The sequence below is a fragment of the Cupriavidus necator genome (assembly GCF_040578825.1).
GTDB lineage: Bacteria > Pseudomonadota > Gammaproteobacteria > Burkholderiales > Burkholderiaceae > Cupriavidus > Cupriavidus necator_E.
In genome coordinates this window covers 1-22902 of the sequence record NZ_JBEFLI010000016.1, presented here as the reverse complement: position 1 = coordinate 22902, position 22902 = coordinate 1, and the positions used below count along the sequence as shown (strand labels likewise).

Genomic DNA, 22902 nt, shown 5'->3' with positions numbered 1-22902 from the left:
TCGCGATGCTACTGGCGTTCGTCCCCCCTGCCTACAATCCGTTGCGACGATAGTTGCAAAAGCCGTTGCGACGATCGGGGAGGATGTCCGCGCAACGAAGCGGACCGCACGCCGCCGCCCAGTGCGGCTTACCCAGTGAATTGACAGGACTACTGAACATGAGCGAAACAACCCGCAATATGCAGCCGGTTACCGCCAACCTTGGCAAAGAAGGTTCAGGCGAACTCGTGCCTTCCCGCTACGCCGTGCGTGTGGGCGACGTCGACGTGGTGCTGATCAGCGATGGCATTCTGCCGCTGCCGACCTCCACCATGTCCACCAACGTGAGCGAAACGGACCGCAACGAATGGTTCGATGGCCGTTTCCTGCAACGTGACATGTTCGACTGGGCGCTGAATATCGCGCTCGTGCGCAGCGGCGAACGCCTGATCCTGGTCGACTCGGGTGTGGGCGACGGTTTCGAATACTTCACGCGTGCCGGTCGGTCGGTAATGCGCCTGGAATCGGCTGGCATCGACCTGGCTGCGATCACCGATATCGTGATTACGCATATGCACATGGATCACGTCGGCGGGCTGAACGTTGATGGCGTCAAGTCCAAGCTGCGCCCGGACGTTCGCATTCACGTGTCGGCCGCGGAAGTGGAGTTCTGGAAAAATCCGGACTTCAGCAAGACGGTGATGCCGGAAACGGTTCCTCCCGCGCTCCGCAAGGCTGCTGCAAAGTTCGCGGAACTCTACAGCGAAAACATCGTGCAGTTCGATCAGACAGTGCAAGTCGCAGCGGGCGTGTCGGCGCGCGTGACGGGTGGGCACACGCCGGGGCACTGCGTCGTGGATGTCGCATCGAACGGCGAGAAACTGACGTTCGTAGGCGACGCGATTTTCGAAGTCGGCTTCGACAAGCCGGCATGGCAAAATGGCTTCGAGCACGATCCTGAAGTGGCTGTGGCCGTGCGTATCGCGCTGCTCGACGAAGCCGCTGAAACCGGCGCCCTGCTGGCCGCAGCGCATGTCGCGTTCCCGTCCATCGGTCACATTGCAAAGAACGGCGAAGGCTTCCGTTTCGTGCCGGTGCCGTGGGATTACTGATGGATGCGCGACTTTGACATCCTCCCCTCCCTCGGCCTGCGGCCACCGCCTGACGGCGGAAAGGGAAGGAATTCCTTCGGCGCTACGCGATGAAGCGCAGTCGCTGCGGTGGGTTCCTGCTTCACCGAGCGGCCCGACTGCGCCGACTCTCCACAGGCTGCAACGCGGTGTCCCAGCGCCAGAATGCTGATCGCTCCGACCACATCGGCGTTTTCCTCGAATCCGCACTGGACGCAGCAAAATCTTGCCTGCGTCGTACGGTTCTGCGCCGACACCTGACCGCAGCACGGACACGTCCGGCTCGTGTTCTGCGGTGGCACAGCGATAAGCCAGTCCCCTTCCACGCCAGCTTATATTCCAACTGCCGGCGGAACTCGAACCAGCCCTGGTCGAGAATGGCCTTGTTCAGGCCGGACTTAGCCCGAACATTCGCGCCTGGGCTTTCACCTGTTCCCGCCGCCGACCTGGACATGTTACGTACCTGCAAGTCCTCGATACAGACCATCGCGTGGTTTTTGCTGATCGTGGTCGTGGCCTTGTGCAGGTAATCGCGGCGGGCGTTGCCGATGCGGGCGTGGATGCGCTGGACTCTGGCTTTCGCCTTGCTCCAGTTTTTGCTGAACTTCGTCTTGCGGCTCATCGCCCGCTGAGCGCGGCGCAATCTGGCTTCGTGCCGTTTGAAACTGTTGAGCGGAGCGAGGAACGTACCATCGCTGAGCGTAGCGAACCGGGTGATGCCAACATCGATGCCGACTGCGCTGGTTGCTTGCGGCACCGGCTTTTCCACCTCATGCACGGTCTGGATCGAGACAACCCACTTGCCCGCATGCAGAGATACGCCGGGCTGGACAACGAGCTGTTCTACATGGACAAGACCATGATGGTGTTCGGCGACGCCAAGAAGGTGGTCGAGGACATGCTCAAGGCCGCCGAGTGATTCTCAACCTGCCCGATGCCTACACCTTGCGCTCCTGCCCTGGTGCTTGGCCCGCCTTCTGCCGCTCCGCCTCGGCGCGCTCTGCCTGCGCCTCATGCCGGCGCGAGCCGAAACGCCGCGCATACTGCCACGTGAACTCGGCCCCCAGCAGGAATATTTGGGCAGAGTAGTACACCCACAGCAGCAGCACCACCAGCGAACCGGCCGCGCCGTAGCCGTTGGCGACACCGCTCTTGCCGATATACAGGCCGATCAGGAACTTGCCGAGCGTGAACATCAGCGCGGTCACCGCCGCCCCCAGCCATACGTCGGGCCAGCGCACCTTGGCCCGCGGCATGATCTTGTAGATCATCGCGAACACCACGGTGATCAGGACCAGGCTGACCACCATGTCGAGGATATGGCCCACCAGCTCCTCCGCGCCGAACAACGGGCCCCACAGCCGGTTGAGCGCCGAAATGGCCGCGCTCATCACCAGCGACACCACCAGCAGGAAGCCGATGCCGAGGATCATGCCGAACGACAGCATCCTCGCCCTCAGCAGCGCAAGGATGCCGGAGGTCTTGCGGCGCTCCGGCACCTCCCAGATCCGGTCCAGCGCTGACTGCAGCTCGGCAAATACGGTGGTCGCGCCGATCAGCAGCACGATGACGCCCAGCACGGCGGTCAGCGTGCTGGCTGCCGGCTCGCTGACCGCCAGCAGCATGGTCTCGATGGTCTTGGCCCCGTCCGGCCCCAGCAGCCCCTGCAACTGCGCAAACACCTCGCCGCGCGCGGCCTCCGCCCCGAATACCACGCCGGCCACCGAAATCACGATCACCAGCAGCGGTGCGATGGAGAAGACGGTGTAGTAAGCCAGCGCCGCCCCCATGCTGGGCGCGTAGTCATCGATCCAGGCATTGACCGTGTCGCGCAGCAGCTCGTAGAAGGCTCGGGGAGAGGACCTGAGCACAGTCAGAACGGATGGCATCGCTGTGACCAAGAGCGGATATTGGCCCTGCTCCACGCAATTCCCGTTCCTGCCGGCCCGACCGCATTGCCATACCGGCAAATGCAGGCGAGCAGATGTGCCGCGCGCCCGCCTTCCCCATCCATTCCGTTCCGGCTTGCTTGCAGCCTTTACAAATTGCCGCGCTGCAATGAAGCGCTTTGACTCGCCATTGAGAACGTCCTAGTCTGAGTAGGCTTGATATGCACTTCGGAAGCGCAGGCAGACGCGCAGGCGATCTTGCGACGTGCGATCCGGCACAACGATGAGGGGGCTTACCATGAACATGCGGCCGGATCCCACGTTTCACGCGTCGCCGGAACTCGCGATGAGCGCGCCGGCGGAAGCCTATGCTTATACGTTGCTGCTCAACCCGGACGGCTCCCAGCCCGACGCCCTCGCCGTGATCGACGTAGCGCCCGACTCGCCGACCTACAGCACGGTGGTGCACACCGTGCCGATGACGCACAAGGGCGACGAGTTGCACCACTTCGGCTGGAATGCATGCTCGTCGGCGCTGTCGCCGCTGACCGGCCATGCCTTCCTGGAACGGCGCTACCTGATCATTCCGGGCATGCGCTCGTCGCGGCTGTATATCGTCGACACCAAGCCCCATCCGACCCAGGCGCGCATCCACAAGATCGTGGAGCCGGAAGAGGTCTTGCGCAAGACCGGCTATTCCCGGCCCCATACCGTCCATTGCGGCCCCGAGGGCATCTACGTCAGCACGCTTGGCGGTGGCGGCATCGATGGCACGGACGGCAAGCCGGGCATCTTCATCATGGACTGCGAAACGTTCGAAGTCCTCGGGCGCTGGGAGATCGACCGCGGCGAGCAGGAGAAGCACTACGACTTCTGGTGGAACCTGCCGCGCGACTACATGGTGTCCAGCGAATGGGCGCTGCCGCCGCAGTTCGAAAACGGCCTGGTGGCCGAAGACCTGCTGGCCAACCGATACGGGCACAAGCTGCATTTCTGGGATCTGCGCGGGCGGCGCAATGTGCAGACCATCGACCTTGGCGCCAATCACCAGATGGCGCTGGAAGTCAGGCCGGCGCACGACCCGATCCGCGAATATGGCTTCGTTGGCGTGGTGGTCGATACCACCAACCTGGAAGGGTCGATCTGGACCTGGTGGCGCGAAGGCGGCGAATTCCATGTCGAAAAAACGGCGACCATCCCGCCGGAGCCTGCGTCCAAGGATCTGCTGCCGCCATTGCTGCAAGGCTTCGGCGCGGTGCCGCCGCTGGTGACCGATATCGATCTGTCGCTCGACGACAAGTTTCTCTATGTCTCATGCTGGGGCACGGGCGAGATGCGCCAGTATGACGTGACCGACCCGCGCAAACCGAAGCTGTCCGGCTCGGTCCATCTGGGCGGCATCGCCCGGCGCACGCCACACCCCAACGGCAAAGCCTTCACGGGCGGCCCGCAAATGGTCGAGATCAGCCGCGACGGCAAGCGCGTCTATTGGACCAACTCGCTCTACTCCACCTGGGACAACCAGTTCTACCCGGACGGCATTCCCGGAACACAGGTCATGGCACGCGCCGATCCCGGTGGCGGCCTGGTCCTGGCCGATGACTACTGGGTCGACTTCCCCGAAGGCTACCGCGCCCACCAGATCCGGCTGGAAGGCGGCGACTGCTCGACCGATTCTTTCTGCTATCCCTCGGTCAGATCTTGATCAGTCCCCCTTGGGAGCAGATCGGCCTGTGGTCGGCGGTGCTGGCAAGCGGCTTCTACCACGGCCTTAACCCGGCAATGGGGTGGCCGCTGGCAGTGTCGAACGGCTTGCTGGAACAAAGCCGGCGCGCGCTGCTCGCGGCGCTGGGCTATCTTGCAGTCGGACACGCGCTTGCGGTATTGGCGGTGACGCTGCCCTTTGGCATGCTTGCCGCGGTGATCGCGTGGCAAGCGCAGATCCAGCTCGTTGCCAGCCTGCTGCTCATCGGCTTTGGCATCACCTTGTTGATCTGGCCGCGCCATCCGCGGGCGCTGGTGCGTATCGCGCCATCGCGGCTGGCGCTGTGGTCGTTTGCCGTGGCCATCGCGCACGGCGCCGGGCTGATGCTGGTGCCGATCTATCTCGGGCTTTGCCGGGCCGAGACCGATCCGGGACACCGGGCGGCTGGTGTGCTGGCAACGGCCAATCTCGGCATGGCGGTGGTGGTTTCCGTTGTCCATACCCTTGCCATGGTCGCCGTCGGCGGCGCCATGGCCTGGCTGGTCTACCGCTACCTCGGGCTGAAGTTCGTGGCGCGAAGCTGGTTCAACCTGGACAAGGTCTGGGCGCTGAGCCTGGTTCTGGTTGGGGTCCTGGCGCTGGCTTTCGTGCCACGGTAAGCACCCGCGGCCCGATCAGGCCGGCAGTGTCTGCACCACCACCGCGGCGGCGGCGACGCTGCCCATGCTCACCACCAGCCAGCATCCCAGCAGGCATGCGCTCTGCAAGAGCCTCTGACGTACGTTCATCTTGTTCTCCGGTCGGGATGGCTGGCTGTTGGCGATGTCAGCCGCTTAAGCCGCGGCCACCGGAGCGAGCGATTCGTGCTTGCCGGCCGTGCGCTGCGCGGCCTTGTGCACCATCGTGTAGGCGTAGTCCACGCCCATGCCGTACGCACCCGAGTGCTCCTTCACCAGCGCCATCACTTCGTCGTAGGAATCGCGGCGGGCCCAGTCGCGCTGCCATTCCAGCAGGACTTGCTGCCATGTCACCGGTACCACGCCGGCCTGGACCATGCGCTGCATGGCGTAGTCGTGCGCTTCCTTGCTGGTGCCGCCCGAGGCATCGGCCACCATGTAGATCTCGTAGTCGCCTTCGGCCATCGCGCACAGCGCAAAGGTGGTATTGCAGACCTCGGTCCAGAGCCCGGCCACGATCACCTTCTTGCGGCCATTGGCGGCCAGCGCATCGCGCACCTTCTGGTCATCCCAGGAATTCATCGAGGTGCGTTCGAGCGTTTCCTTGCCGGGGAACACATCGAGCAGTTCGGGATAGGTGTATCCGGAGAAGGAATCGGATTCGACCGTGGTAATCGTCGTGGGGATGTCGAAGATCCGGGCTGCCTTGGCCAGGCCCACCGCGTTGTTCTTCATGAGCTGGCGATCCATCGACTGGACGCCGAATGCCATTTGCGGCTGGTGATCGATAAAGATCAGTTGGCTGTTTTGCGGGGTCAGGACTTCCAGCTTGGGGTTCGACATGGTTTTTTCTCCGTTAATCGTTCAGTGGATTTAAGCAACGCGCTTTTGCTTACAGCGCTGCGATGGGATGAACTATACGGAGATAAGTGACGTACGAGCGGACTCATGCATCACAAAGTCATTCAAATTTTTTGAAACAAGCCCCGTCGCCCGCTGCCGGCGGCCATCCGGGTCCCGGCGGATAATGCGCCACCAACAAGAGCAACGCTTCCCATGCACGCCACCATCCACGGCACCCGACGTATCGACTGGACCACCCTGTTCCTGCTTACCTTCCCGCCGCTGAGCTGGGCCGGCAATGCGATCGTCGGCCGCCTTGCCGCCGGCACGGTGCCGCCGATCAGTCTGAACTTCGTGCGCTGGCTGCTGGCCGGGATGTTGCTGGCCCCCTATGCTTGGCGTGGCGTGATCGAGCACCGGGCGGTGCTGCGCCGGCATGCCGGCGTCATCTGCGCCATGGGTATGCTGTCGATCGCCAGCTATAACGCCTTGCAGTACCTGGCGCTGACCACATCGACGCCGATCAACGTGACGCTGATCGGCGCTTCCACGCCGCTGTTCCTGCTGGTGATCGGCGCGACCTTCTTCAAGGAACGGGTAAAGCCATGGCATGTCGCCGGCGCGCTGCTATGCCTGGTGGGGGTGGGGTTCGTGCTGGTGCGCGGCGAGCTCGGCCGGCTTGCGCAGCTCGATTTCGTCGTTGGCGACCTGTTCATGGTGGCGGCGACCATTGCCTGGAGCGCCTATACCTGGCTGCTGCGCAAGCAGCGTCCCGAAGTGCCGCTGCCCGTGCTGCTGTTCGCGCAGATCGTCCCCGGCCTGGTGGCGAGCGCGCCGGTGACGGCGTGGGAGCTGATGACGCTGAACCAGCCGCTGCAATGGAACGGCAAGGTCGCTGCCATCCTGCTGTATGTGGCGACGATCCCCTCCCTGCTGGCCTACTTTGCCTGGGACCGCGCCATCGCGCGCGCCGGCGCGCAGCTGCCGGTGTTCTTCATCACGCTGACGCCGGTGTTCGCGGCGCTGCTGTCGACCTTGCTGCTGGGCGACTGGCCGCGCTGGTACCACGCGGTGGGGCTCGCCGCCATCGGCGCGGGCATCTGGCTGGCGCAGCGGCGCTGATTGCGCCGGCCGCTAGTGTCCTGTTCCGTAGATAGCTTGCCAAAATGAAATCGTGCAGTTGGTCGTCAGGCTAGGCGCGAGGAGGCGCCATAGCCGTAGCGATGGCAACGACGGGCAACGACGCATGGCGGCTAACTGGGCGATTTCATGGCAAGGTATTTGCGGAACAGGACACTAGTTCAGGTACTTCATCGTGGCGACGCCGGTGGCCACGAGCAAGTCCTGGTCCAGCCAGACCTCTGCGCGCGAAAAGAAAATGGAACGGCCGCGCCGATCGACGAAGCCTTTCGCGGTCAGCAGGCGACCCGTGCCATTGCTGAGGAAGTTCGAGGTCAGCGACAGCGTGACGGCATGGAGCGGCGTTTCGCCCGGCGCCGAATAAAGGCCGGAGTAGCCAGTGGCTGCATCGAGCAACGTGCAGAGGGTGCCGCCATGGATCACTCGGCTGCGGTTGAGCATCTCGGGCCCGACCGCCAGTTCAAGCTCCACGTAATCACAGCGCCACTGGCTGATCCTGACGCCGATGCTCTCCAGTGCGGGGTTATCGAGACAGAACGCTTCGGTCGGGGAGGGATCGGTGGATGGGATTGTCATGTCACGCATGCTCGCTGTGGTTCCGGTACCGTCATCATGTTGCTTGGCGAGACCGGTAAGCTCTCAAGCGATGGCCAGGGCGTAATTTCCGCGCGATTTGCCCATCCCGGTAAATCTCTATTTCGCGAACCACCCCTTTTGCTTGCGTGAATACCTCCCTCGGCCAACCTACCCCTGAGCACTACGCCGCTGATTCATGCCGCCTGATTCGCCGCCGGCCGCCGCGCTGCAGTCTTCTCCCCCGCATGCTTGCTGCGTCTGGTGGCGCGCAGCACCAGCAGCACCACTGGCACGATCAGCATGCCCTTGATCAGCTCCGGGTCCAGCGGAATATGGACCGCATGCAGCGCCTTGAGCCCTGTTCCCGCCAGCGACAGCACATAGTAGGAAATGGCCGCGACCGACAGCCCTTCCACCGCGTGCTGCAACCGCAACTGGCTGCGCGCGGTCTGGTCCATGCCCTCGAGCAGCCGCGTGGTGTCCTGCTCCTGCGCCAGGTTCACGCGGGTACGCAGCAGGTCAAGCGCGCGCGCCACGCGGCCGGCAAACTGCTCGTGCCGCGCCCAGACCGAACGGCACGTCTCCATGGCCGGGGCGAAGCGGCGCTCCATGAATTCGGCGATGGTGGGGATGCCTTCGATCCGCTCTTCGCGCAGTTCCTGGATGCGCGCCAGCACCAGCTTCTCGTAGGCGCGCGACGCGCTGAAGCGGTTGCCGGATTCGGCCAGCGCCTCGATGCGCACCGCCAGGTGTGTCAGCCGCTCCAGCAATTCGGCATCATGGCGCCCGCCTTCGCTTGTGTCCATGCTGCGCATCAGCGGCGCCAGCGAGCGCTGCAGGTTATCCACGCTGCGGCCCAGGTCGCGCGCCACCGGCAACGCCAGCAGCGCCATCATCCGGTAGGTCTCGATCTCGTACAGCCGCTGCAGCAGTCGCCCGCCCTGCACTTCGCGAAAGCCGTTGTCGATGATCAGGAAGCGCGAAAAGCCGTCCGGCGGGATGGTCCAGTCGCAGAACACCTCACCGCCGCCCAGCACGTGGCTGCCCGCCAGGATGGGGCCATCGATCCATTGCCGCACGTTGTCGCGCGCATAGGCCGCGGCCTCGCCCGAAACCAGTTCCATGCGCAGCGCCACCAGGCGCTTGCCGGCGAAATTGTCGAACCAGTCGGCCGGGATATGCGAGGTGGCGAGGTCGGAGAAGTAGTCGGTATCGCCGCGCCGGGCCACGAAGGTGAAGGTGGAGAACTCGGTGTGCCGCTCCCACTTCAGTTGCTTGTCGCCGCCCCATTGCCCGGAATAGTGCGTCACGCCATCGGCCGGTTCTTCCAGCCCGGTCAGCCGGCACAAGGAGGTCAGCAAGGCGTGGTGGACGGCGGTATCGCCGTCGGCATAGATGGCGAAATGCGCGAGCGACGCGGAGCCGCCGATGCGCAGGAAGGGTCGGGCATGCAATTCACGCGCAAGGCTGTCGCGCAACGGGTGGTCCATGATCGGCTGTGCCATAAAGGTTGCAAACATTTCGAGCCAGTATGCCTGAGCGCCGATGGTTAAGAAAAACGCGTAATATTGATCCGTTGCTTCAGTTTTCCTGATACCAATGAAAGCGCTTGACCTGGATGTGCTGACGATGATGGTGGCGGTGGCCGATACCGGCAGCATTTCCCGTGCGGCGGAGCTCGTCCATCGCTCGCAGTCGGCGGTCAGCATGCAGATCAAGGCGCTTGAGCAGGCACTGGGCAAGCCCTTGTTCGTGCGCAAACCCAGGAACGTGCTGCTGACGCCGGAAGGCGAAGTGCTGCTGGGCTTTGCGCGCCGCATGCTGGCCTTGCGCGACGAAGCCTGGGCCGCCGTGGTCCGTCCCGACGTGACCGGGCGCGTGGTGCTCGGCATGCCGGACGACTATGCGTCATCGCTGCTGCCCGCGATCCTGAAGAAATTTTCCGCGACCTACCCCAAGGTCGAGATCCAGGTTATCGGGCAGCCTAGCGTGGCGCTGGCGCCCATGGTCAAGGACGGGGCGGTCGACCTGGTCTGCGCGACGCGGGTCAAGGGATTGTCCGGCGAGTTCATCCGGCTGGAGCCCATGGTGTGGGCCGCCTCGCCGGCCGCGCACGAGATCTGGAACGAGCGGCCGCTGCCCATCGCCGTGTTCCAGGCGGGCAGCGTCGCCCGCGACATCGCGATCCGCAGCCTGGAGCAGGCGCGGATCGCGTATCGCATGTCCTATGAAAGCCCCAGCCTGCTCGGCCTGCTCAGCATGGTCGAAGCGGGGCTGGCGGTGGCGCCGCTGGCGCGCTGCGCCGTGCCGGCGCATTTCACCATCCTTGGCCCGGCGCAGGGGCTGCCGGAGCTGGCCTCGCTGGAGCTGGTGCTGGCGCGCAGCGCAAAGTCGAAGCGGCCGCCGTGCGACTTCCTGGCCGAACAGATCCTGTCCGAACTGCAGCGCTAGTGAGGCGTTGCCGGCCCGGCGCCTGAATCGCCGCGCCCGGCAAACATCGTCATGTGCAGGCAGATATGGTCCAGCAGTTCGAGCGCCGCGGCGGGCAAGGGCCTGCCGGTCTTCACCAGCAGCCGTGCCTGGGTGCCCTGGAACAGCGGATGATCGACCGGTACCACGGCAAGGGTGCCCGCCGCGATCTCGCGATAGGCCGCGAACTCGCCGATCAGCGTCACGAAGTTCTCGTACGCAACGAATTGCTTGAGCGCGGTCAGCGAGTTGCTGACGAGCGTCGGGCGGATTTTGATGTTCTCGGCGAACTCGACCATCTTGGCCGCATGTCCGATGCCGAACGATGCCGGCATCATCGCGAGCGGATAGGCCAGCATGTCCTGGAGGCTGGCGGCACCGCCCCGCAGGGCCAGCGGGTGATCGGGCCGGACCAGCAATACCACGGGCTGCGATGAACTGGCGCGGTACTCGATGCGCGGATGCGGCGGCGGATTGTAGGCAAGGCCGATATGCGCGCGGCTTTCCGCGACTTCGTTCAGCACGTCGTCGACCGGCAGGATCTGCATGCTGATATCGAGCCTGGGGTAGCGCGCACAGAACCGCGCCAGCACTTCGTTGACCAGCGGATCCACAAAACCCTCGCTCAGCACAATCTGGACCTCGCCTTGCTGCAGCCCCTTGAGCGCGTGCAGCTGGTCCTCGAGCTTCTCCTGGTGCGAGCGGTAGCCCCGCCAGAATTCCAGCAGGTGCGCGGCCGCCGCGGTCGGCTTGAGCCCGCGCGGCTCCCGCTCGAACAGCGTGGCGCCCAGTTCGTCTTCGAGCAGCTTGATCTGCCGGGTGATCACAGAGGGTGAGGTGTTGAGGCTGTCCGCAGCCCCGCGGATGGTGCCGTGGGCCAGGACTTCACGGAAATACCGCAGCCGCTGCTGATTGATTTCGCGCATATCGAAACATCCACTTCGCCGAGGGGGATTGAACCGGCGCCAACCATACCTGAACCGCGGCGATCCTGCCGGCCCATGCGGCGGTGTGTTGCTCAAAAGGGAACGAATCGTGGACTTAGTTGCTGTTGGTGGCTAAACCCTGCGCTGCCACTATCAGCAAAACGAAGAACTAAACCACGCGCAATACAGGAGACCGGCATGTTGGCAATTCCCACCACGAGCGCTGTCGACGACGCCTCGTCGCTCTACAGCAAGATCAACTGGCGCTTGCTGCCCTTCCTGCTGGTCTGCTACCTGTTCGCCTACCTGGACCGGGTCAACGTCGGCTTCGCCAAGCTACAGATGCAAAGCGAGCTGGGCTTTTCCGATGCCGCATATGGCGTGGGCGCCGGCATCTTCTTCCTGGGCTACGTGCTGTTCGAGTTGCCGAGCAACCTGCTGCTGCCGAAGGTGGGGGCACGCAAGACCTTCAGCCGCATCCTGGTGCTGTGGGGCATCACCTCGGCCTGCATGCTGTTCGTTCGCGACGTGCCGATGTTCTATGCGATGCGCTTCCTGCTGGGCGTCTTCGAGGCCGGCTTCGCGCCGGGCATGATCTACTACCTGTCGTGCTGGTACGGGCCGCAGCGCATGGCCCGCGCCATCGCGATCGTCTTTATCGCCGGCCCGCTTGGCGGCATTGTCGGCGGCCCGGTATCCGCGTGGCTGATGACCGCGCTGGCAGGCACCGCCGGCCTTTCCGGCTGGCAATGGATGTTCCTGGTCGAGGGCCTGCCCTGCGTACTGCTCGGCATCCTCGCGCTGCGGCTGGTGCCGGACCGGCCGTCGGAAGCGACCTGGCTGACCGACCATGAAAAGCGCCTGCTCGAGGCTGAACTTGCGGTCCCCGCGGCGCACAAGCATTCCTTCATGGCAGTGGCGAAGGATGCCAGGGTCTATGTCCTCGCCCTCGCGTATTTCTGCATCATTGCGACCATCTACGCCATCAGCTTCTGGCTGCCGACCATGATCAAGGCACAGGGCGTGAACGATACCGTGCAGCTGGGCTGGTATTCGGCGCTGCCCTATGTGGCTGCCGCATTCGGCATGTTTGTCATGGGCCGCAGGTCCGACCGCGTCGGCGAACGGCGCTTTCACAGCGCGGTGCCGGCCCTGGCCGGCGGCCTGCTGCTCGCCGCGTCGACCCTTGCCGATGGCAACCTGGTCGTGTCGCTGATCCTGCTTACGCTCGCGACCATGGCGTTCTGGATGGCCTATACGGTGTTCTGGGCCATGCCAGCCGAGTACATCAAGGGCCCGGCCGCGGCGGGCGGCATTGCACTGATCAACACCATCGGTTTGTCCGGCGGCTTCTGGGACCCGGCCATTATCGGATGGGCCAAGACGGCCACGGGCAACCTCCACTTCGGCGTGCTGGTGATGGCCTTGCTGCCGGTGGTCGCCGCAGTGATCATCCTCGCCCACAAGCTGCCCGCGAGACAGTAATCCCCTTCAGAAGAAAGGAGTACCAATGCTTTTACATCTATCCACCTGGGCTGAAGTCGAGCAGTTCCTGTCGCGCAGCCGCACCATCGTCGTCCCGATCGGCTCGAACGAGCAGCATGGTCCGACCGGACTGCTCGGCACCGACTGGCTGTGCCCGGAGATCATCGCGCGCGAAGCCGAGAAGGATGCCGATATCCTGGTTGCGCCAACCTTCAATATCGGCATGGCCCAGCATCATCTCGGCTTCCCCGGCACGATCTCGCTGCGCCCGTCGACCTTTATCGCCGCCATCGGTGACTGGATCCGCTCGCTGGCGGGCCACGGGTTCGAAAAGATCCTGTTCCTCAACGGCCATGGCGGCAACGTCGCGTCGATCGAGGCCGCGTTCTCGGAGATTTACGCGGAAGCCAGTTTCGGCAGGCGCCGCGCGGGGTTCGCGCTCAAGCTGTGCAACTGGTGGGACCTGGAGGGCGTCGGTGAACTGGCGCGCGAGCAGTTCCCCACCGGCCATGGCTCGCACGCCACGCCATCCGAGATCGCCGTCACGCAATGGGCCTTCCCCGACGCCATCAAACTGGCCGATTATGCGCCGCGGATCGCCCCGTCAGGTCCGATCCGTGAGGCGCTCGACTTCCGCGCGCGCTATCCCGACGGCCGCATTGGCTCCGACCCCGGGCAGGCAACGCCGGCAAAGGGCGAGGCGCTCGTCCGGCTGGCGGCACAGAGCCTGGCACGGGAACTGGAGGCTTTCAGCCGCGAGCCGGTGCCCGCCTGATTGCGCCGGACCTGCCTGCGGGACGTCGGGAAATGCTGCGCGCGGCACTCTGCCGATGCGGGACACGTTTGGGAAGGGAGCGGAAGAGCCGACGACCTCGCATGCGGCGCCGCCATGGCAGTTGCGCCGCTTCGGGGCAGTCGGGGCCATCGCTTTGTATCGCAATGCATCCGGCGGGCGCGCGGATAACCTGCCTTACATCCGCAGCCAGTCCCCGATACATGACTGATACGGTGGCGGCTTACCCTGTCTGCATGCATCGCTGGCCCACAGTCGTGGCCCCAGCAACATGCCGGAGACCCCAATCATGACTGCTCTGATCATTGCCTACATCGGGGGCGTGCTGACGATACTCAGTCCGTGCATCCTGCCCGTCCTGCCGTTTGTCTTTGCGCGCGCGGACCAGCCCTTTGTCCGCAGCACCCTCCCGATGCTCGCCGGCATGGCAATGAGCTTTGCCGCCGTTGCCACGCTGGCCGCGGCCGGCGCTGGCTGGGCGATCCACGCCAATACGTATGGCCGGTACGTCGCCCTGGCGCTGCTTGCGGTGTTCGGCGTGACGCTGCTGGCACCGCCGCTGGCCAGCAAGCTGACGCAGCCGGTCGTGGCTTTGGCAAACCGCCTGCTGAGGCCGTCCAAGGGGCCGGGGCCGCGGCCGGCGCCGGCGACCGGTGCGGCGCTGCTCCTCGGCATCGCCACCGGGCTGCTCTGGGCGCCATGCGCGGGGCCGATCCTGGGCCTGGTGCTGACAGGTGCCGCGCTGCATGGCGCCAGCGCGCAGACCGCCGCGCTGCTGATGGCTTATGCGGCTGGCGCAGCCACCTCGCTCGCCGTCGCGCTGCTGGTCAGTGGCCGCGTCTTTGCGGCCATGAAGCGATCGCTGGTTGCCGGAGAATGGCTGCGGCGCGGGCTCGGGGCGGCCGTCCTTGGCAGTGTCGCTGCCATCGGGCTGGGCGCCGATGTCGGCCTGCTTGCCGAACTCTCAGGCGCCAGCACCACGCGCCTCGAACAAGGCGTCCTGAATGCCTTCTCCGCCAGCAAGCCGCAGCGGGCGACGCTTCCGGCGGCGAGCGACGGCATGATGCGGGCCGTCGCCGACACGCAGCGGGCGTTCCGCAGCGGCCTCCCCGTCGAGGGTCAGATAGCGTCGCTCAATGGCGCGGTCGAGTGGCTGAATTCGCCGCCGCTGACGGCCGGACAACTGCGTGGCAAGGTCGTGCTGGTCAACTTCTGGACCTACTCCTGCATCAACTGCCTTCGCACCCTTCCCTATATCCGGGCCTGGGAGGCGAAGTACAGGGATCAGGGCCTGACCGTCATCGGGGTGCACACCCCGGAGTTTGCTTTCGAAAAGAACACCGGCAACATCCGCAAGGCGATCGACAGGCACCGCATCAGCTATCCCGTTGCCGTGGACAGCAACTACGCGATCTGGCGCGCCTTCGGCAATCAGTACTGGCCGGCCTTCTATGTCATCGACGCGAAGGGGCAGGTTCGTCATCACCAGTTCGGCGAGGGCGACTATGACAAGTCGGAACAGGCCATCCAGGCGTTGCTGAGGGAAGCCGGCAGTCAGGCGACCGCGATCGATGCCGTACAGCCGCAGGCGAGCGGCGCCGAAGCGGCTCCCGATCTCGGCAACGTCCGCACTCCCGAGACCTATCTCGGCTATCGGCAGGCGTCGAATTTCGCTTCATCCCAGGGGCTGAGTCCTGACGCCGCGCGGGATTACACGATCGCGAAGCCGTCGCTGAACCAGTGGGGGCTGAGCGGCAACTGGACCGTGAATCCCGAGCAGGCTACGCTCAATCGCGCGGGCGGCGGTATTACCTACCGGTTTCGCGCGCGCGACCTCCATCTCGTGCTCGGGCCCGCGGCCGACGGCAAACCGGTGCGCTTCCAGGTAACCATCGACGGCAAGGCGCCCGGTGCGAATCACGGCGCGGACGTCGATGCAGCGGGTAGTGGGACCGTCATGGACACGCGTCTCTACCAACTCGTGCGCCAGGCCGGCGAAGTCGGTGAGCGAACCTTTGAAATCCGGTTTCTCGACCCCGGCGTCCAGGCCTACGTCTTTACCTTCGGATGATGCGGCGCCGCCGCAGCAGCAGCAGCAGCTACCCCCTGCCGCCTGAGGCTCAGGTCACCGGCGCCGGGTTGAACAGCACCAGCGCATTCTTGATCTTCCAGTGCTCGGCCCATGACTTCTTGCCGCTTGCGACCGCCAGCAGCGTCTGGAACAGCTCCCAGCCCACCTCTTCGATGGTGGCTTCGCCAGTCGCGATGCGGCCGGCGTTGACATCCATCAGGTCATGCCAGCGGCGCGCCAGGTCGTTGCGGGTCGAGACCTTGATCACCGGCACCTCGGCCAGGCCGTAAGGCGTGCCGCGACCGGTGGTGAAGACGTGCAGGTTCATGCCGGCGGCGAGCTGCAGCGTGCCGCAGACAAAGTCGCCCGCCGGCGTAGCCGCATAGATCAGCCCTTTCTGCGTGACCTTCTCGCCCGGGCCGCTGACGCCGTGGATCGGGCCGGTGCCGGACTTGACGATCGAGCCCATGGCCTTTTCCACGATGTTGGACAGGCCGCCCTTCTTGTTGCCCGGCGTGGTGTTGGCGCTGCGGTCGACCTGGCCCTTCTCCAGGTACTGGTCGTACCAGGCCATCTGCTTCACCAGTGCCTCGGCCACTTCCGGCGAGGCCGCGCGCGCGGTGAGCTGGTCGATGCCGTCGCGCACCTCGGTCACTTCAGAGAACATCACCGTGGCGCCGGCGCGCACCAGCAGGTCGGTGGCAAAGCCCACCGCCGGGTTGGCCGTAACGCCGGAGAACGCATCGCTGCCGCCGCACTGTACGCCCACCACCAGGTCTGAGGCCGGGCAGGTCTCGCGCCGGCGCGCATTCAGGCGCTGCAGGTGCTTTTCCGCGGTGGCCATGATCGAATCGATCATCGAGGCAAAGCCCACGTGCTGCTCGTCCTGCAGGCAGACCACGTCAGGCTCCCCCTCCTTCTGGATCGGGATGGTGCCGGCGCCGACCAGGCGCGCGGGCTGCAGCTTTTCGCAGCCCAGGCTGACGATCATCACCTCGCCACCGAAATTCGGGTTCAGCGCGATATTGCGGATGGTGCGGATGGGAATGCCGGCATCGGGCGCGTCGATCGCCACGCCGCAGCCATAGGTGTGCTCCAGGCCGACCACATCGTCGACGTTGGGGTAGGTGGGCAGCAGTTCCTCCTTGATACGGCGCACCGCGAACTCGACCACGCCCTCGACGCACTGCACGGTGGTGGTGATGCCGAGGATATTGCGCGTGCCGACCGAGCCGTCCGCGTTGCGGTAGCCGTCGAAGGTATAGCCTTCCAGCGGCGGCAGCGGCGTCACGCGGGTGCCGACCGGCAGGTCGTGCAGTTCAGGCGCCGCGGGCATGCGGATCACGCGCTCGTTGACCCAGCTGCCGCGTGGCAGGTCTTTCAGCGCGTAGCCGATCACCACGTTGTAGCGGATCACCGCGTCACCCTCGCGCAGGTCTGCCAGCGCGACCTTGTGCCCCTGGGGCACGCCCTCGACCAGCGTCAGGCCGCACGGGAACGTTGCCCCCACCGGCAGGCCGCCGTCATTGGCCACGATGGCGACGTTGTCGTTCGCATGCATCGTGATGTACAGGGGGCGCACGGCCTGCGCGGAAATCGCTTCACTCATTGTTTGTTGCTCCGGGGCGGGCGGCACGGGGCGCCTGCGATAGTGTTACGTTGTCTGACGACATTCTATCTGTTATATCGAGGCTTCGACTGCGGGATTTCCCTTACATCTTGGAGTTACCGCCAGCATTTTCATTGTCAGGAGTGGCGTTAGCCCCACTCTATCGAACGGCCCTCCATTAAAAAAATAAAGTCGTCGCACAGTTGTACGACAACATATGAGGCCGGGCCGCATCTGCGCCGCGCGGCCCTTCCCCCAGGCCCCCACGATTTCAACCCGCAAAACTTTGCGGCATCGCAGGAGGCTCCCCGTTGTTTCATCGTCTATAAAGGCACATACCGGTTTCACGTAACGAAAACCGGACAGGAGACGACCGGCGTGACCACCCAGAGCACCTCGCTGCAGAAAGCCTGCCGCCTGCTGCGCGCGCTGACAGACGTGCGCAACAGCCGGCTGACCGACCTGGCGCTGGCCGCCGGCGTCGACAAGGCGTCGGCGCTGCGGCTGCTGGAAACATTGACCGCCGAAGGCCTGGTGCAGCGCGACCCGGCCACCAAGGCCTTCACGCCAGGTCCGGAATGGCTGGCCTTGCATGCCGCCACCTTGCATCGCACCGACCTGCGCCCGCTGGTGCGGCCCGCGCTGATCCGGCTGGCCAACACTTTCGAGGACACCGCGATCCTGTCGGTGCCGAGCGGCTGCGAATCCGTCTGCATCGAACTGCGGCTGGGCACCTTCCCGATCCGCGCCAATTACCTGGAGATCGGCAGCCGCCGGCCGCTGGGCATCGGCGCCGGCAGCCTGGCGCTGCTGGCCGCGCTGCCCGATGCCGAGGTCGATGCCGTGCTCGAGGGCATCGCCCCGGCCATGCGCCGCTACCCCCGCTTCAGCCGCGAGATGCTGCTCGGCCATGTGCAGGCCACGCGCGCGCGCGGCTATGCGGTGCTGCTCGACGTCGTGGTCGAGCGCATGGGCGGCATCGCCATCGCGCTGCCGGGCCCGGACGGCTACCCACTGGGTGCGCTCAGCATCGCCGCCCTCAATGAACGCATTACCGGCCGCGTGGCCGCCATGGCGCGCGCGCTGCGGCGCGAGGCCGACACCATCTGCACAACCTGGCGCTCCCACGGGGGCGCCATCCCCACCACAGACCGGCCGGCCACCCGGCCACGTACGCGAGAGGAGGCATGACCGATGCGCTGGAGGCAACGTCCGCAAGGTTCCAACTGGGGTGACTTCGGCCCCGACGACCAGCTTGGCCGCGTCAACCTGATCGGCCCCGAGCAGGTGGTCAAGGGTGCGCGCGAGGTACAGGCCGGCATCAGCTTCTGCCTGTCGCTGCCGCTGGACTATCCCGGCGGCAACAAGCTCAACCCGCGCCGCCATCCGCCAGTGCTGCGCCCGACGTTCCGCGACGACAGCCCCTACGTCAACTTCCCGCTGGCGAAGGTCGATCCGGCCGCCACCGACGTCATCAGCGACGACCAGGTGCTGATGTGCCTGCAGTACAGCACGCAATGGGATGCGCTGGCGCACGTGGGCGCGCTGTTCGATGCCGATGGCGACGGCCGGGCCGAGCGCGTCTACTACAACGGCTACCGGGCCAACGAGCATATCGTCGGCCCGGTGGACTATGCCGAGGACGACCACTTCGCCGCGCATCCCTGCGGCCACGACCACAGCGCGGCGCAGGCGCTAGGCATCGAAAACTTCGCGGTCAAGGGCATGCAGGGCCGCGGCGTGCTGGTCGACCTGGCCCACACCTTCGGCACGGACTTGCGCAATATCGGCTACGACGACCTGATGCGCGCGATGGACGCGGACAAGATGGAAGTGGAAAGCGGCGACATGCTGCTGTTGCGCACCGGTTTTGCCGAGGTGGTGCTGTCGATGCAGCGTGAGCCCGATGAAGCCGTGCTGCACCATAGCTGCAGCGCGCTCGATGGCCGCGACGACAAGCTGCTGAACTGGATCACCGATGCCGGTATCGCCGCGCTGATCGCCGACAACTACGCGGTCGAGCGCTACCCGGCCCGCCCCGCGCCCGATGGCGACAACAGCCACCCGCTGCTGCCGCTGCACCACCACTGCCTGTTCAAGCTGGGCCTGCCGCTGGGCGAGCTGTGGTACCTGCGCGAACTGGCCGACTGGCTGCGCGCCAACGGGCGCACGCGCTTCCAGCTCACCGCGCCGCCGCTGCGCCTGCCTGGCGCGGTGGGGTCGCCGGTGACGCCGGTCGCCACCGTGTAATCCCACAACATAAGCCGACAACAACAAGTCAGCGGAGACGCCATGAACCATTCGATTTGCCGCAGGGCGGCCAGCGCCCTTGCCATCGCCGCGGCACTCGCCTGCGGCAGCGCACAGGCGCAGCAGCCCAAGGCCGCCATCTCTGACGATGTGGTCAAGATCGGCATGCTGCTCGACATGAGCGGCCTGTACGCCGACGTCACCGGCCGCGGCAGCGCCACCGCCGCGCAGATGGCCATCGACGACTTCGGCGGCAAGGTGCTGGGCAGAAGATCGAGCTGGTAGTGGTCGATCACCAGAACAAGGCCGATATTGCCGCCAACAAGGCGCGCGAATGGTTCGACACGGCCAATGTCGATGCCATCCTCGATGTCGCCGCTTCGGCGCCGGCGCTGGCGGTGCTGGAAGTCGCCAGGCAGAAGAACCGCATCGTGGTGTTCTCCGGCCCCGGCACCGAGCGCATCACCAACGACCTGTGCACGCCGGTGTCGGTGCACTACGCCTATGACACCTATGCGCTCGCCAACACCACCGCACGTGCGATGGTGCAGCGTGGCGGCAAGTCGTGGTTCTTCCTGACCGCCGACTATGCCTTCGGCCATACGTTGCAGGACTCGGCCACCGCCGTGGTCAACGAGACCGGCGGCAAGGTGCTGGGCGCCGCGCGCCACCCGATCGGCGCCAGCGATTTTGCCTCGTACCTGCTGCAGGCGCAGTCGAGCAAGGCGCAGGTGGTGGGCCTGGCGAACGCCGGCGGCGACACCGTCAACGCGATCAAGGCCGCCTCCGAGTTCGGGCTGACGCGCAACAACACGCAGCGCATGGCCGGGTTGCTGCTCTACATCAACGACATCCACGCCATCGGGCTGAAGACCACAGCGGGACTGGTGCTGACCGAAGCCTTCTACTGGGACATGAACGACGCCACCCGCGCGTGGTCGCGCCGCTACTTCGACAAGCTGAAGAAGATGCCGAACATGAGCCAGGCGGGCGCCTATTCGTCGGTGATGCACTATCTGAAATCCGTACAGGCGGCAGGCACCGATGAAACCGCGGCGGTGATGAAGAAGATGAAGTCGACACCGATCAACGACTTCTTCGCGAAGAACGGCCGCATCCGCGAGGACGGCCGCATGATCCACGACATGTACCTGTTCGAGGTGAAGTCGCCGGCGGAATCCAGATATCCGTGGGACTACTACAAGGTGCTGGCCACCGTGCCCGGCGAGCAGGCCTTCATGCCGGCATCGAAGTCGCAGTGTCCGCTGCTCAGGCGCTGACATGGCGATCCGGACCTACGTACGCGGCACCGGCAACACGCGCTTCGGCCGCCTTGAAGGCAGCACGCCGCTGACGCTGATGGCGCGGGCCGCCGATGCGGCGCTGGCCGATGCAGGCCTCGCCCGCAGCGATATCGACGGCGTGCTGTGCGGCTATGCCACCACGCTGCCGCACCTGATGCTGGCCGACCGCTTCTGCGAATACGCGTCAATGACGCCCGCTTATGCGCACGGCGTGGCCGCAGGCGGCGCCACCGGCGGCGTGATGGCGATGCTGGCGCACGAGCTGGTGCGCGCCGGCCGCTGCCGCCACGTGCTGGTGGTGGCCGGCGAAAACCGCCTCACCGGCCAAAGCCGCGACCAGTCGATCCAGACGCTCGCGCAAGTCGGCGAGCCGCATGCCGAGGTGCCCAACGGTGCTTCGGTGCCGGCCTACTACGCACTGCTGGCTTCGCGCTATCTGCACGAAACCGGCATGCATGCCGATGCGCTGTCTGACTTTGCCGTGCTGATGCGCGCGCATGCCGGCACGCATCCCGATGCGCACCTGCGCGAGCCGCTGTCCGCCGCCGACGCGCGCGCGTCGCGCCCGATCGCCACGCCGCTGCGGCTGTCGGACTGCTGCCCCATCTCCGACGGCGCGGTGGCGGTGGTGGTGTCGGCCGAGCCCGGCGCCGGCACACCGGTGCGCATTGCTGGCGCGGGACAAGCCCACCGGCACCAACACCTCAGTGCCATCGACGACGTGATGCAGACCGGTGCCGCCGATGCCGCGCGGCGCGCCTTTGCCGAAGCCGGTGGCGACGCCAGCGGCATCGGCTACCTCTGTCCGATGCCACCCAGGCCGCGCTGGCCGAGCGCCTGCCGGGCTTTGCCGCCACCGCCAACCCGGTCGACGTCACCGCCGCGCTGCTGACCAACAGCACGCTGTTCGGCGAGGTGCTGCCGGTGGTGGCGCAGGACCCGAGCGCCGACCTGTTCCTGCTCGATATCCCGGTCTCGGGCATGGGCTACGACGTGCCGCGCTTTGCCCGCGATGCCGCCGCCTTTGCCGATACGGCCGGCAAGCCCATCGCCGTAGCGGTGTGGCAGCCGCCGGTGGCCGAGGCCTTCCGCCGGGCCGGCGTGCCAACCTACGCCAGCGCAGCCGAAGCGCTGGCCGCGTTTGCGCAACTGGTATCGCACCAGCAACGGCTCGGGCAGATCGCGGCCGAAGGCGAGCCACCTATGCCTGCGGCGCCAGCCCTGCAGTCCGGCGCATCGCCGGGCGCGACGCTGAGCGAGGCCGCCAGCCTGGCGCGCCTGGCAGCGGCCGGCATGCCGGTAGTCGAGCACTACCTCTGCCAGGACGTCGATGCCGCGGTCGCCGGCTGGCGCCGCATCGGTGCGCCGGTGGCGGTCAAGGCCAGTTCGCCGCAGGTGCCGCACAAGAGCGAGCACGGCCTGGTCGCCCTGCACTGCAACGATGCCGAGGCCGTCGCGAGCGCCTTCACGCGCCAGATGCGCACGCTGCAGGCCATGGGCGCGCACTGTGAAGGCATCGTCGTCGCCCGCATGACACGCGGCCAGCGCGAATGCATGATCGGCGCGCACTGGGACCCCGTCTTCGGCGCGGTGCTGGTGATCGGCGATGGCGGCAAGTACGTGGAGGTGTTGCGCGATACCGCCGTGCTGCTGGCCCCCTGCGGGCAAGCCGACGTGGAACGGGCGCTGTCCGGCCTGCGCATCGCCCCGGTGCTGCGCGGCGTGCGCAACGAGCCAGCGGTGGATATCGGTGCGCTGTGCCGGCTCGCGGCGCAGGTCGGCGAGCTGATCCATGAGGCGGGCGGCGCGATCCGCGCGATCGACCTGAACCCGGTAATGGCCGGCCAGGATGGCGTGGTGGTGGTCGATGCGCTGATGGAAGTGGCGAACAGCGCACGCTAGGAGTTCTCGGCGGGCGTCTTCCGCTACCAGAGCCAGACTTTTCTTGCATCCATACGGATGTCGCGGTAGGAATGCCCATTACTGAGCACCCCCCGCACAGATCCCGGCGTGCGCGATTCGCGCACCGGGCTCCTGCCTTGGGTGTTTGGCGGTG

Annotated in this window: 17 protein-coding genes and 4 pseudogenes; 14 read left to right on the top strand and 7 right to left on the bottom strand. The window is 65.8% G+C overall.

What is annotated here, in order from left to right; all coding sequences use genetic code 11:
• Nucleotides 1-158: 158 nt before the first annotated feature.
• The gene (locus AB1I47_RS10610; RefSeq protein ID WP_354683709.1) at nt 159-1091 is read left to right on the top strand and encodes an MBL fold metallo-hydrolase; all 933 of its coding nucleotides are present in this window, start codon (nt 159-161) and stop codon (nt 1089-1091) included.
• Here AB1I47_RS10610 and AB1I47_RS10605 read toward each other — a convergent pair.
• Nucleotides 1085-1929 (bottom strand): annotated as a pseudogene (locus AB1I47_RS10605) (RNA-guided endonuclease InsQ/TnpB family protein); the annotation flags it as partial. The gene AB1I47_RS10610 and the pseudogene AB1I47_RS10605 overlap by 7 nt on opposite strands.
• On the opposite strand from AB1I47_RS10605, the pseudogene AB1I47_RS10600 reads away from it, so the two are divergent.
• Nucleotides 1927-2028: pseudogene (locus AB1I47_RS10600) on the top strand (NAD(P)(+) transhydrogenase (Re/Si-specific) subunit beta); the annotation flags it as partial. The pseudogenes AB1I47_RS10605 and AB1I47_RS10600 sit on opposite strands and share 3 nt — an antisense overlap.
• 19 nt (nt 2029-2047) lie before the next feature.
• Here AB1I47_RS10600 and AB1I47_RS10595 read toward each other — a convergent pair.
• A complete protein-coding gene (locus AB1I47_RS10595) occupies nt 2048-2998 on the bottom strand; it encodes a YihY/virulence factor BrkB family protein (protein WP_354683708.1) in 951 nt (316 codons plus the stop codon).
• A 298-nt stretch (nt 2999-3296) separates the two neighbouring features.
• On the opposite strand from AB1I47_RS10595, the gene AB1I47_RS10590 reads away from it, so the two are divergent.
• Both AB1I47_RS10590 and AB1I47_RS10585 read left to right on the top strand, forming a co-directional pair.
• The gene (locus AB1I47_RS10590; protein ID WP_354683707.1) at nt 3297-4703 is read left to right on the top strand and encodes a selenium-binding protein SBP56-related protein; all 1407 of its coding nucleotides are present in this window, start codon (nt 3297-3299) and stop codon (nt 4701-4703) included.
• A 77-nt stretch (nt 4704-4780) separates the two neighbouring features.
• Nucleotides 4781-5362 carry a hypothetical protein gene (locus AB1I47_RS10585; RefSeq protein ID WP_354683770.1) on the top strand — a complete coding sequence of 194 codons (582 nt, stop codon included), beginning with the start codon at nt 4781-4783 and terminating at the stop codon, nt 5360-5362.
• A 174-nt stretch (nt 5363-5536) separates the two neighbouring features.
• Here the strand turns inward: AB1I47_RS10585 and AB1I47_RS10580 are convergent, their stop codons facing one another.
• A complete protein-coding gene (locus AB1I47_RS10580) occupies nt 5537-6223 on the bottom strand; it encodes a hydrolase (RefSeq protein WP_354683706.1) in 687 nt (228 codons plus the stop codon).
• 213 nt (nt 6224-6436) lie between these two features.
• Here AB1I47_RS10580 and AB1I47_RS10575 point away from each other — a divergent pair, with 213 nt between their 5' ends.
• The gene (locus AB1I47_RS10575; protein ID WP_354683705.1) at nt 6437-7345 is read left to right on the top strand and encodes a DMT family transporter; all 909 of its coding nucleotides are present in this window, start codon (nt 6437-6439) and stop codon (nt 7343-7345) included.
• Nucleotides 7346-7519: 174 nt separating this feature from the next.
• Here AB1I47_RS10575 and AB1I47_RS10570 read toward each other — a convergent pair whose 3' ends face one another.
• Together AB1I47_RS10570 and AB1I47_RS10565 are read right to left on the bottom strand one after the other, a co-directional pair.
• A complete protein-coding gene (locus AB1I47_RS10570) occupies nt 7520-7939 on the bottom strand; it encodes a PaaI family thioesterase (protein ID WP_354683704.1) in 420 nt (139 codons plus the stop codon).
• Between the two features lie 194 nt (nt 7940-8133).
• Complete coding sequence (locus AB1I47_RS10565; RefSeq protein ID WP_354683703.1) at nt 8134-9444, bottom strand: DUF3422 family protein; 1311 nt, start codon at nt 9442-9444, stop codon at nt 8134-8136.
• Between the two features lie 94 nt (nt 9445-9538).
• Between AB1I47_RS10565 and AB1I47_RS10560 the strand changes: the two genes are divergently transcribed.
• Nucleotides 9539-10390 (top strand): LysR family transcriptional regulator, encoded by an 852-nt coding sequence (locus tag AB1I47_RS10560; protein ID WP_354683702.1) that lies wholly within the window; start codon nt 9539-9541, stop codon nt 10388-10390.
• Here AB1I47_RS10560 and AB1I47_RS10555 read toward each other — a convergent pair.
• Complete coding sequence (locus tag AB1I47_RS10555; RefSeq protein WP_354683701.1) at nt 10387-11334, bottom strand: LysR family transcriptional regulator; 948 nt, start codon at nt 11332-11334, stop codon at nt 10387-10389. The genes AB1I47_RS10560 and AB1I47_RS10555 overlap by 4 nt on opposite strands.
• Before the next feature lie 198 nt (nt 11335-11532).
• On the opposite strand from AB1I47_RS10555, the gene AB1I47_RS10550 reads away from it, so the two are divergent.
• The 3 genes from AB1I47_RS10550 to AB1I47_RS10540 all read left to right on the top strand — a co-directional run bounded on the left by AB1I47_RS10550 (nt 11533) and on the right by AB1I47_RS10540 (nt 15683).
• A complete protein-coding gene (locus AB1I47_RS10550; RefSeq protein ID WP_354683700.1) occupies nt 11533-12819 on the top strand; it encodes an MFS transporter in 1287 nt (428 codons plus the stop codon).
• A gap of 25 nt (nt 12820-12844) precedes the next feature.
• Nucleotides 12845-13594 (top strand): creatininase family protein, encoded by a 750-nt coding sequence (locus AB1I47_RS10545; RefSeq protein WP_354683699.1) that lies wholly within the window; start codon nt 12845-12847, stop codon nt 13592-13594.
• Nucleotides 13595-13901: 307 nt separating this feature from the next.
• The gene (locus tag AB1I47_RS10540) at nt 13902-15683 is read left to right on the top strand and encodes a cytochrome c biogenesis protein DipZ (RefSeq protein ID WP_354683698.1); all 1782 of its coding nucleotides are present in this window, start codon (nt 13902-13904) and stop codon (nt 15681-15683) included.
• Nucleotides 15684-15732: 49 nt separating this feature from the next.
• Here AB1I47_RS10540 and garD read toward each other — a convergent pair whose 3' ends face one another.
• A complete protein-coding gene (gene garD / locus AB1I47_RS10535) occupies nt 15733-17292 on the bottom strand; it encodes a galactarate dehydratase (protein ID WP_354683697.1) in 1560 nt (519 codons plus the stop codon).
• 378 nt (nt 17293-17670) lie between these two features.
• Between garD and AB1I47_RS10530 the strand changes: the two genes are divergently transcribed.
• From AB1I47_RS10530 to AB1I47_RS10510, 5 genes and pseudogenes are all read left to right on the top strand, one after another.
• Nucleotides 17671-18483, top strand: coding sequence for an IclR family transcriptional regulator (locus tag AB1I47_RS10530; protein ID WP_354683696.1), 813 nt, complete (start codon nt 17671-17673; stop codon nt 18481-18483).
• Between the two features lie 3 nt (nt 18484-18486).
• Complete coding sequence (locus AB1I47_RS10525; RefSeq protein ID WP_354683695.1) at nt 18487-19542, top strand: cyclase family protein; 1056 nt, start codon at nt 18487-18489, stop codon at nt 19540-19542.
• Between the two features lie 42 nt (nt 19543-19584).
• Nucleotides 19585-20822 (top strand): annotated as a pseudogene (locus AB1I47_RS10520) (ABC transporter substrate-binding protein).
• 1 nt (nt 20823) lies between these two features.
• Nucleotides 20824-21648, top strand: a pseudogene (locus AB1I47_RS10515) (thiolase family protein); the annotation flags it as partial.
• Between the two features lie 125 nt (nt 21649-21773).
• On the top strand, nt 21774-22748 hold the full coding sequence (locus tag AB1I47_RS10510) for an acetate--CoA ligase family protein (RefSeq protein WP_354683694.1): 975 nt from the start codon (nt 21774-21776) through the stop codon (nt 22746-22748).
• The last annotated feature ends 154 nt before the right edge of the window (nt 22749-22902 follow it).

Bases quoted from the DNA above. Each gene is read 5' to 3' on its own strand.
- AB1I47_RS10610 (WP_354683709.1), top strand. From the start codon at position 159: ATGAGCGAAACAACCCGCAATATGCAGCCGGTTACCGCCAACCTTGGC.
- AB1I47_RS10595 (WP_354683708.1), bottom strand. From the start codon at position 2,998: ATGCCATCCGTTCTGACTGTGCTCAGGTCCTCTCCCCGAGCCTTCTAC.
- AB1I47_RS10590 (WP_354683707.1), top strand. From the start codon at position 3,297: ATGAACATGCGGCCGGATCCCACGTTTCACGCGTCGCCGGAACTCGCG.
- AB1I47_RS10585 (WP_354683770.1), top strand. From the start codon at position 4,781: ATGGGGTGGCCGCTGGCAGTGTCGAACGGCTTGCTGGAACAAAGCCGG.
- AB1I47_RS10580 (WP_354683706.1), bottom strand. From the start codon at position 6,223: ATGTCGAACCCCAAGCTGGAAGTCCTGACCCCGCAAAACAGCCAACTG.
- AB1I47_RS10575 (WP_354683705.1), top strand. From the start codon at position 6,437: ATGCACGCCACCATCCACGGCACCCGACGTATCGACTGGACCACCCTG.
- AB1I47_RS10570 (WP_354683704.1), bottom strand. From the start codon at position 7,939: ATGACAATCCCATCCACCGATCCCTCCCCGACCGAAGCGTTCTGTCTC.
- AB1I47_RS10565 (WP_354683703.1), bottom strand. From the start codon at position 9,444: ATGGCACAGCCGATCATGGACCACCCGTTGCGCGACAGCCTTGCGCGT.
- AB1I47_RS10560 (WP_354683702.1), top strand. From the start codon at position 9,539: ATGAAAGCGCTTGACCTGGATGTGCTGACGATGATGGTGGCGGTGGCC.
- AB1I47_RS10555 (WP_354683701.1), bottom strand. From the start codon at position 11,334: ATGCGCGAAATCAATCAGCAGCGGCTGCGGTATTTCCGTGAAGTCCTG.
- AB1I47_RS10550 (WP_354683700.1), top strand. From the start codon at position 11,533: ATGTTGGCAATTCCCACCACGAGCGCTGTCGACGACGCCTCGTCGCTC.
- AB1I47_RS10545 (WP_354683699.1), top strand. From the start codon at position 12,845: ATGCTTTTACATCTATCCACCTGGGCTGAAGTCGAGCAGTTCCTGTCG.
- AB1I47_RS10540 (WP_354683698.1), top strand. From the start codon at position 13,902: ATGACTGCTCTGATCATTGCCTACATCGGGGGCGTGCTGACGATACTC.
- garD (WP_354683697.1), bottom strand. From the start codon at position 17,292: ATGAGTGAAGCGATTTCCGCGCAGGCCGTGCGCCCCCTGTACATCACG.
- AB1I47_RS10525 (WP_354683695.1), top strand. From the start codon at position 18,487: ATGCGCTGGAGGCAACGTCCGCAAGGTTCCAACTGGGGTGACTTCGGC.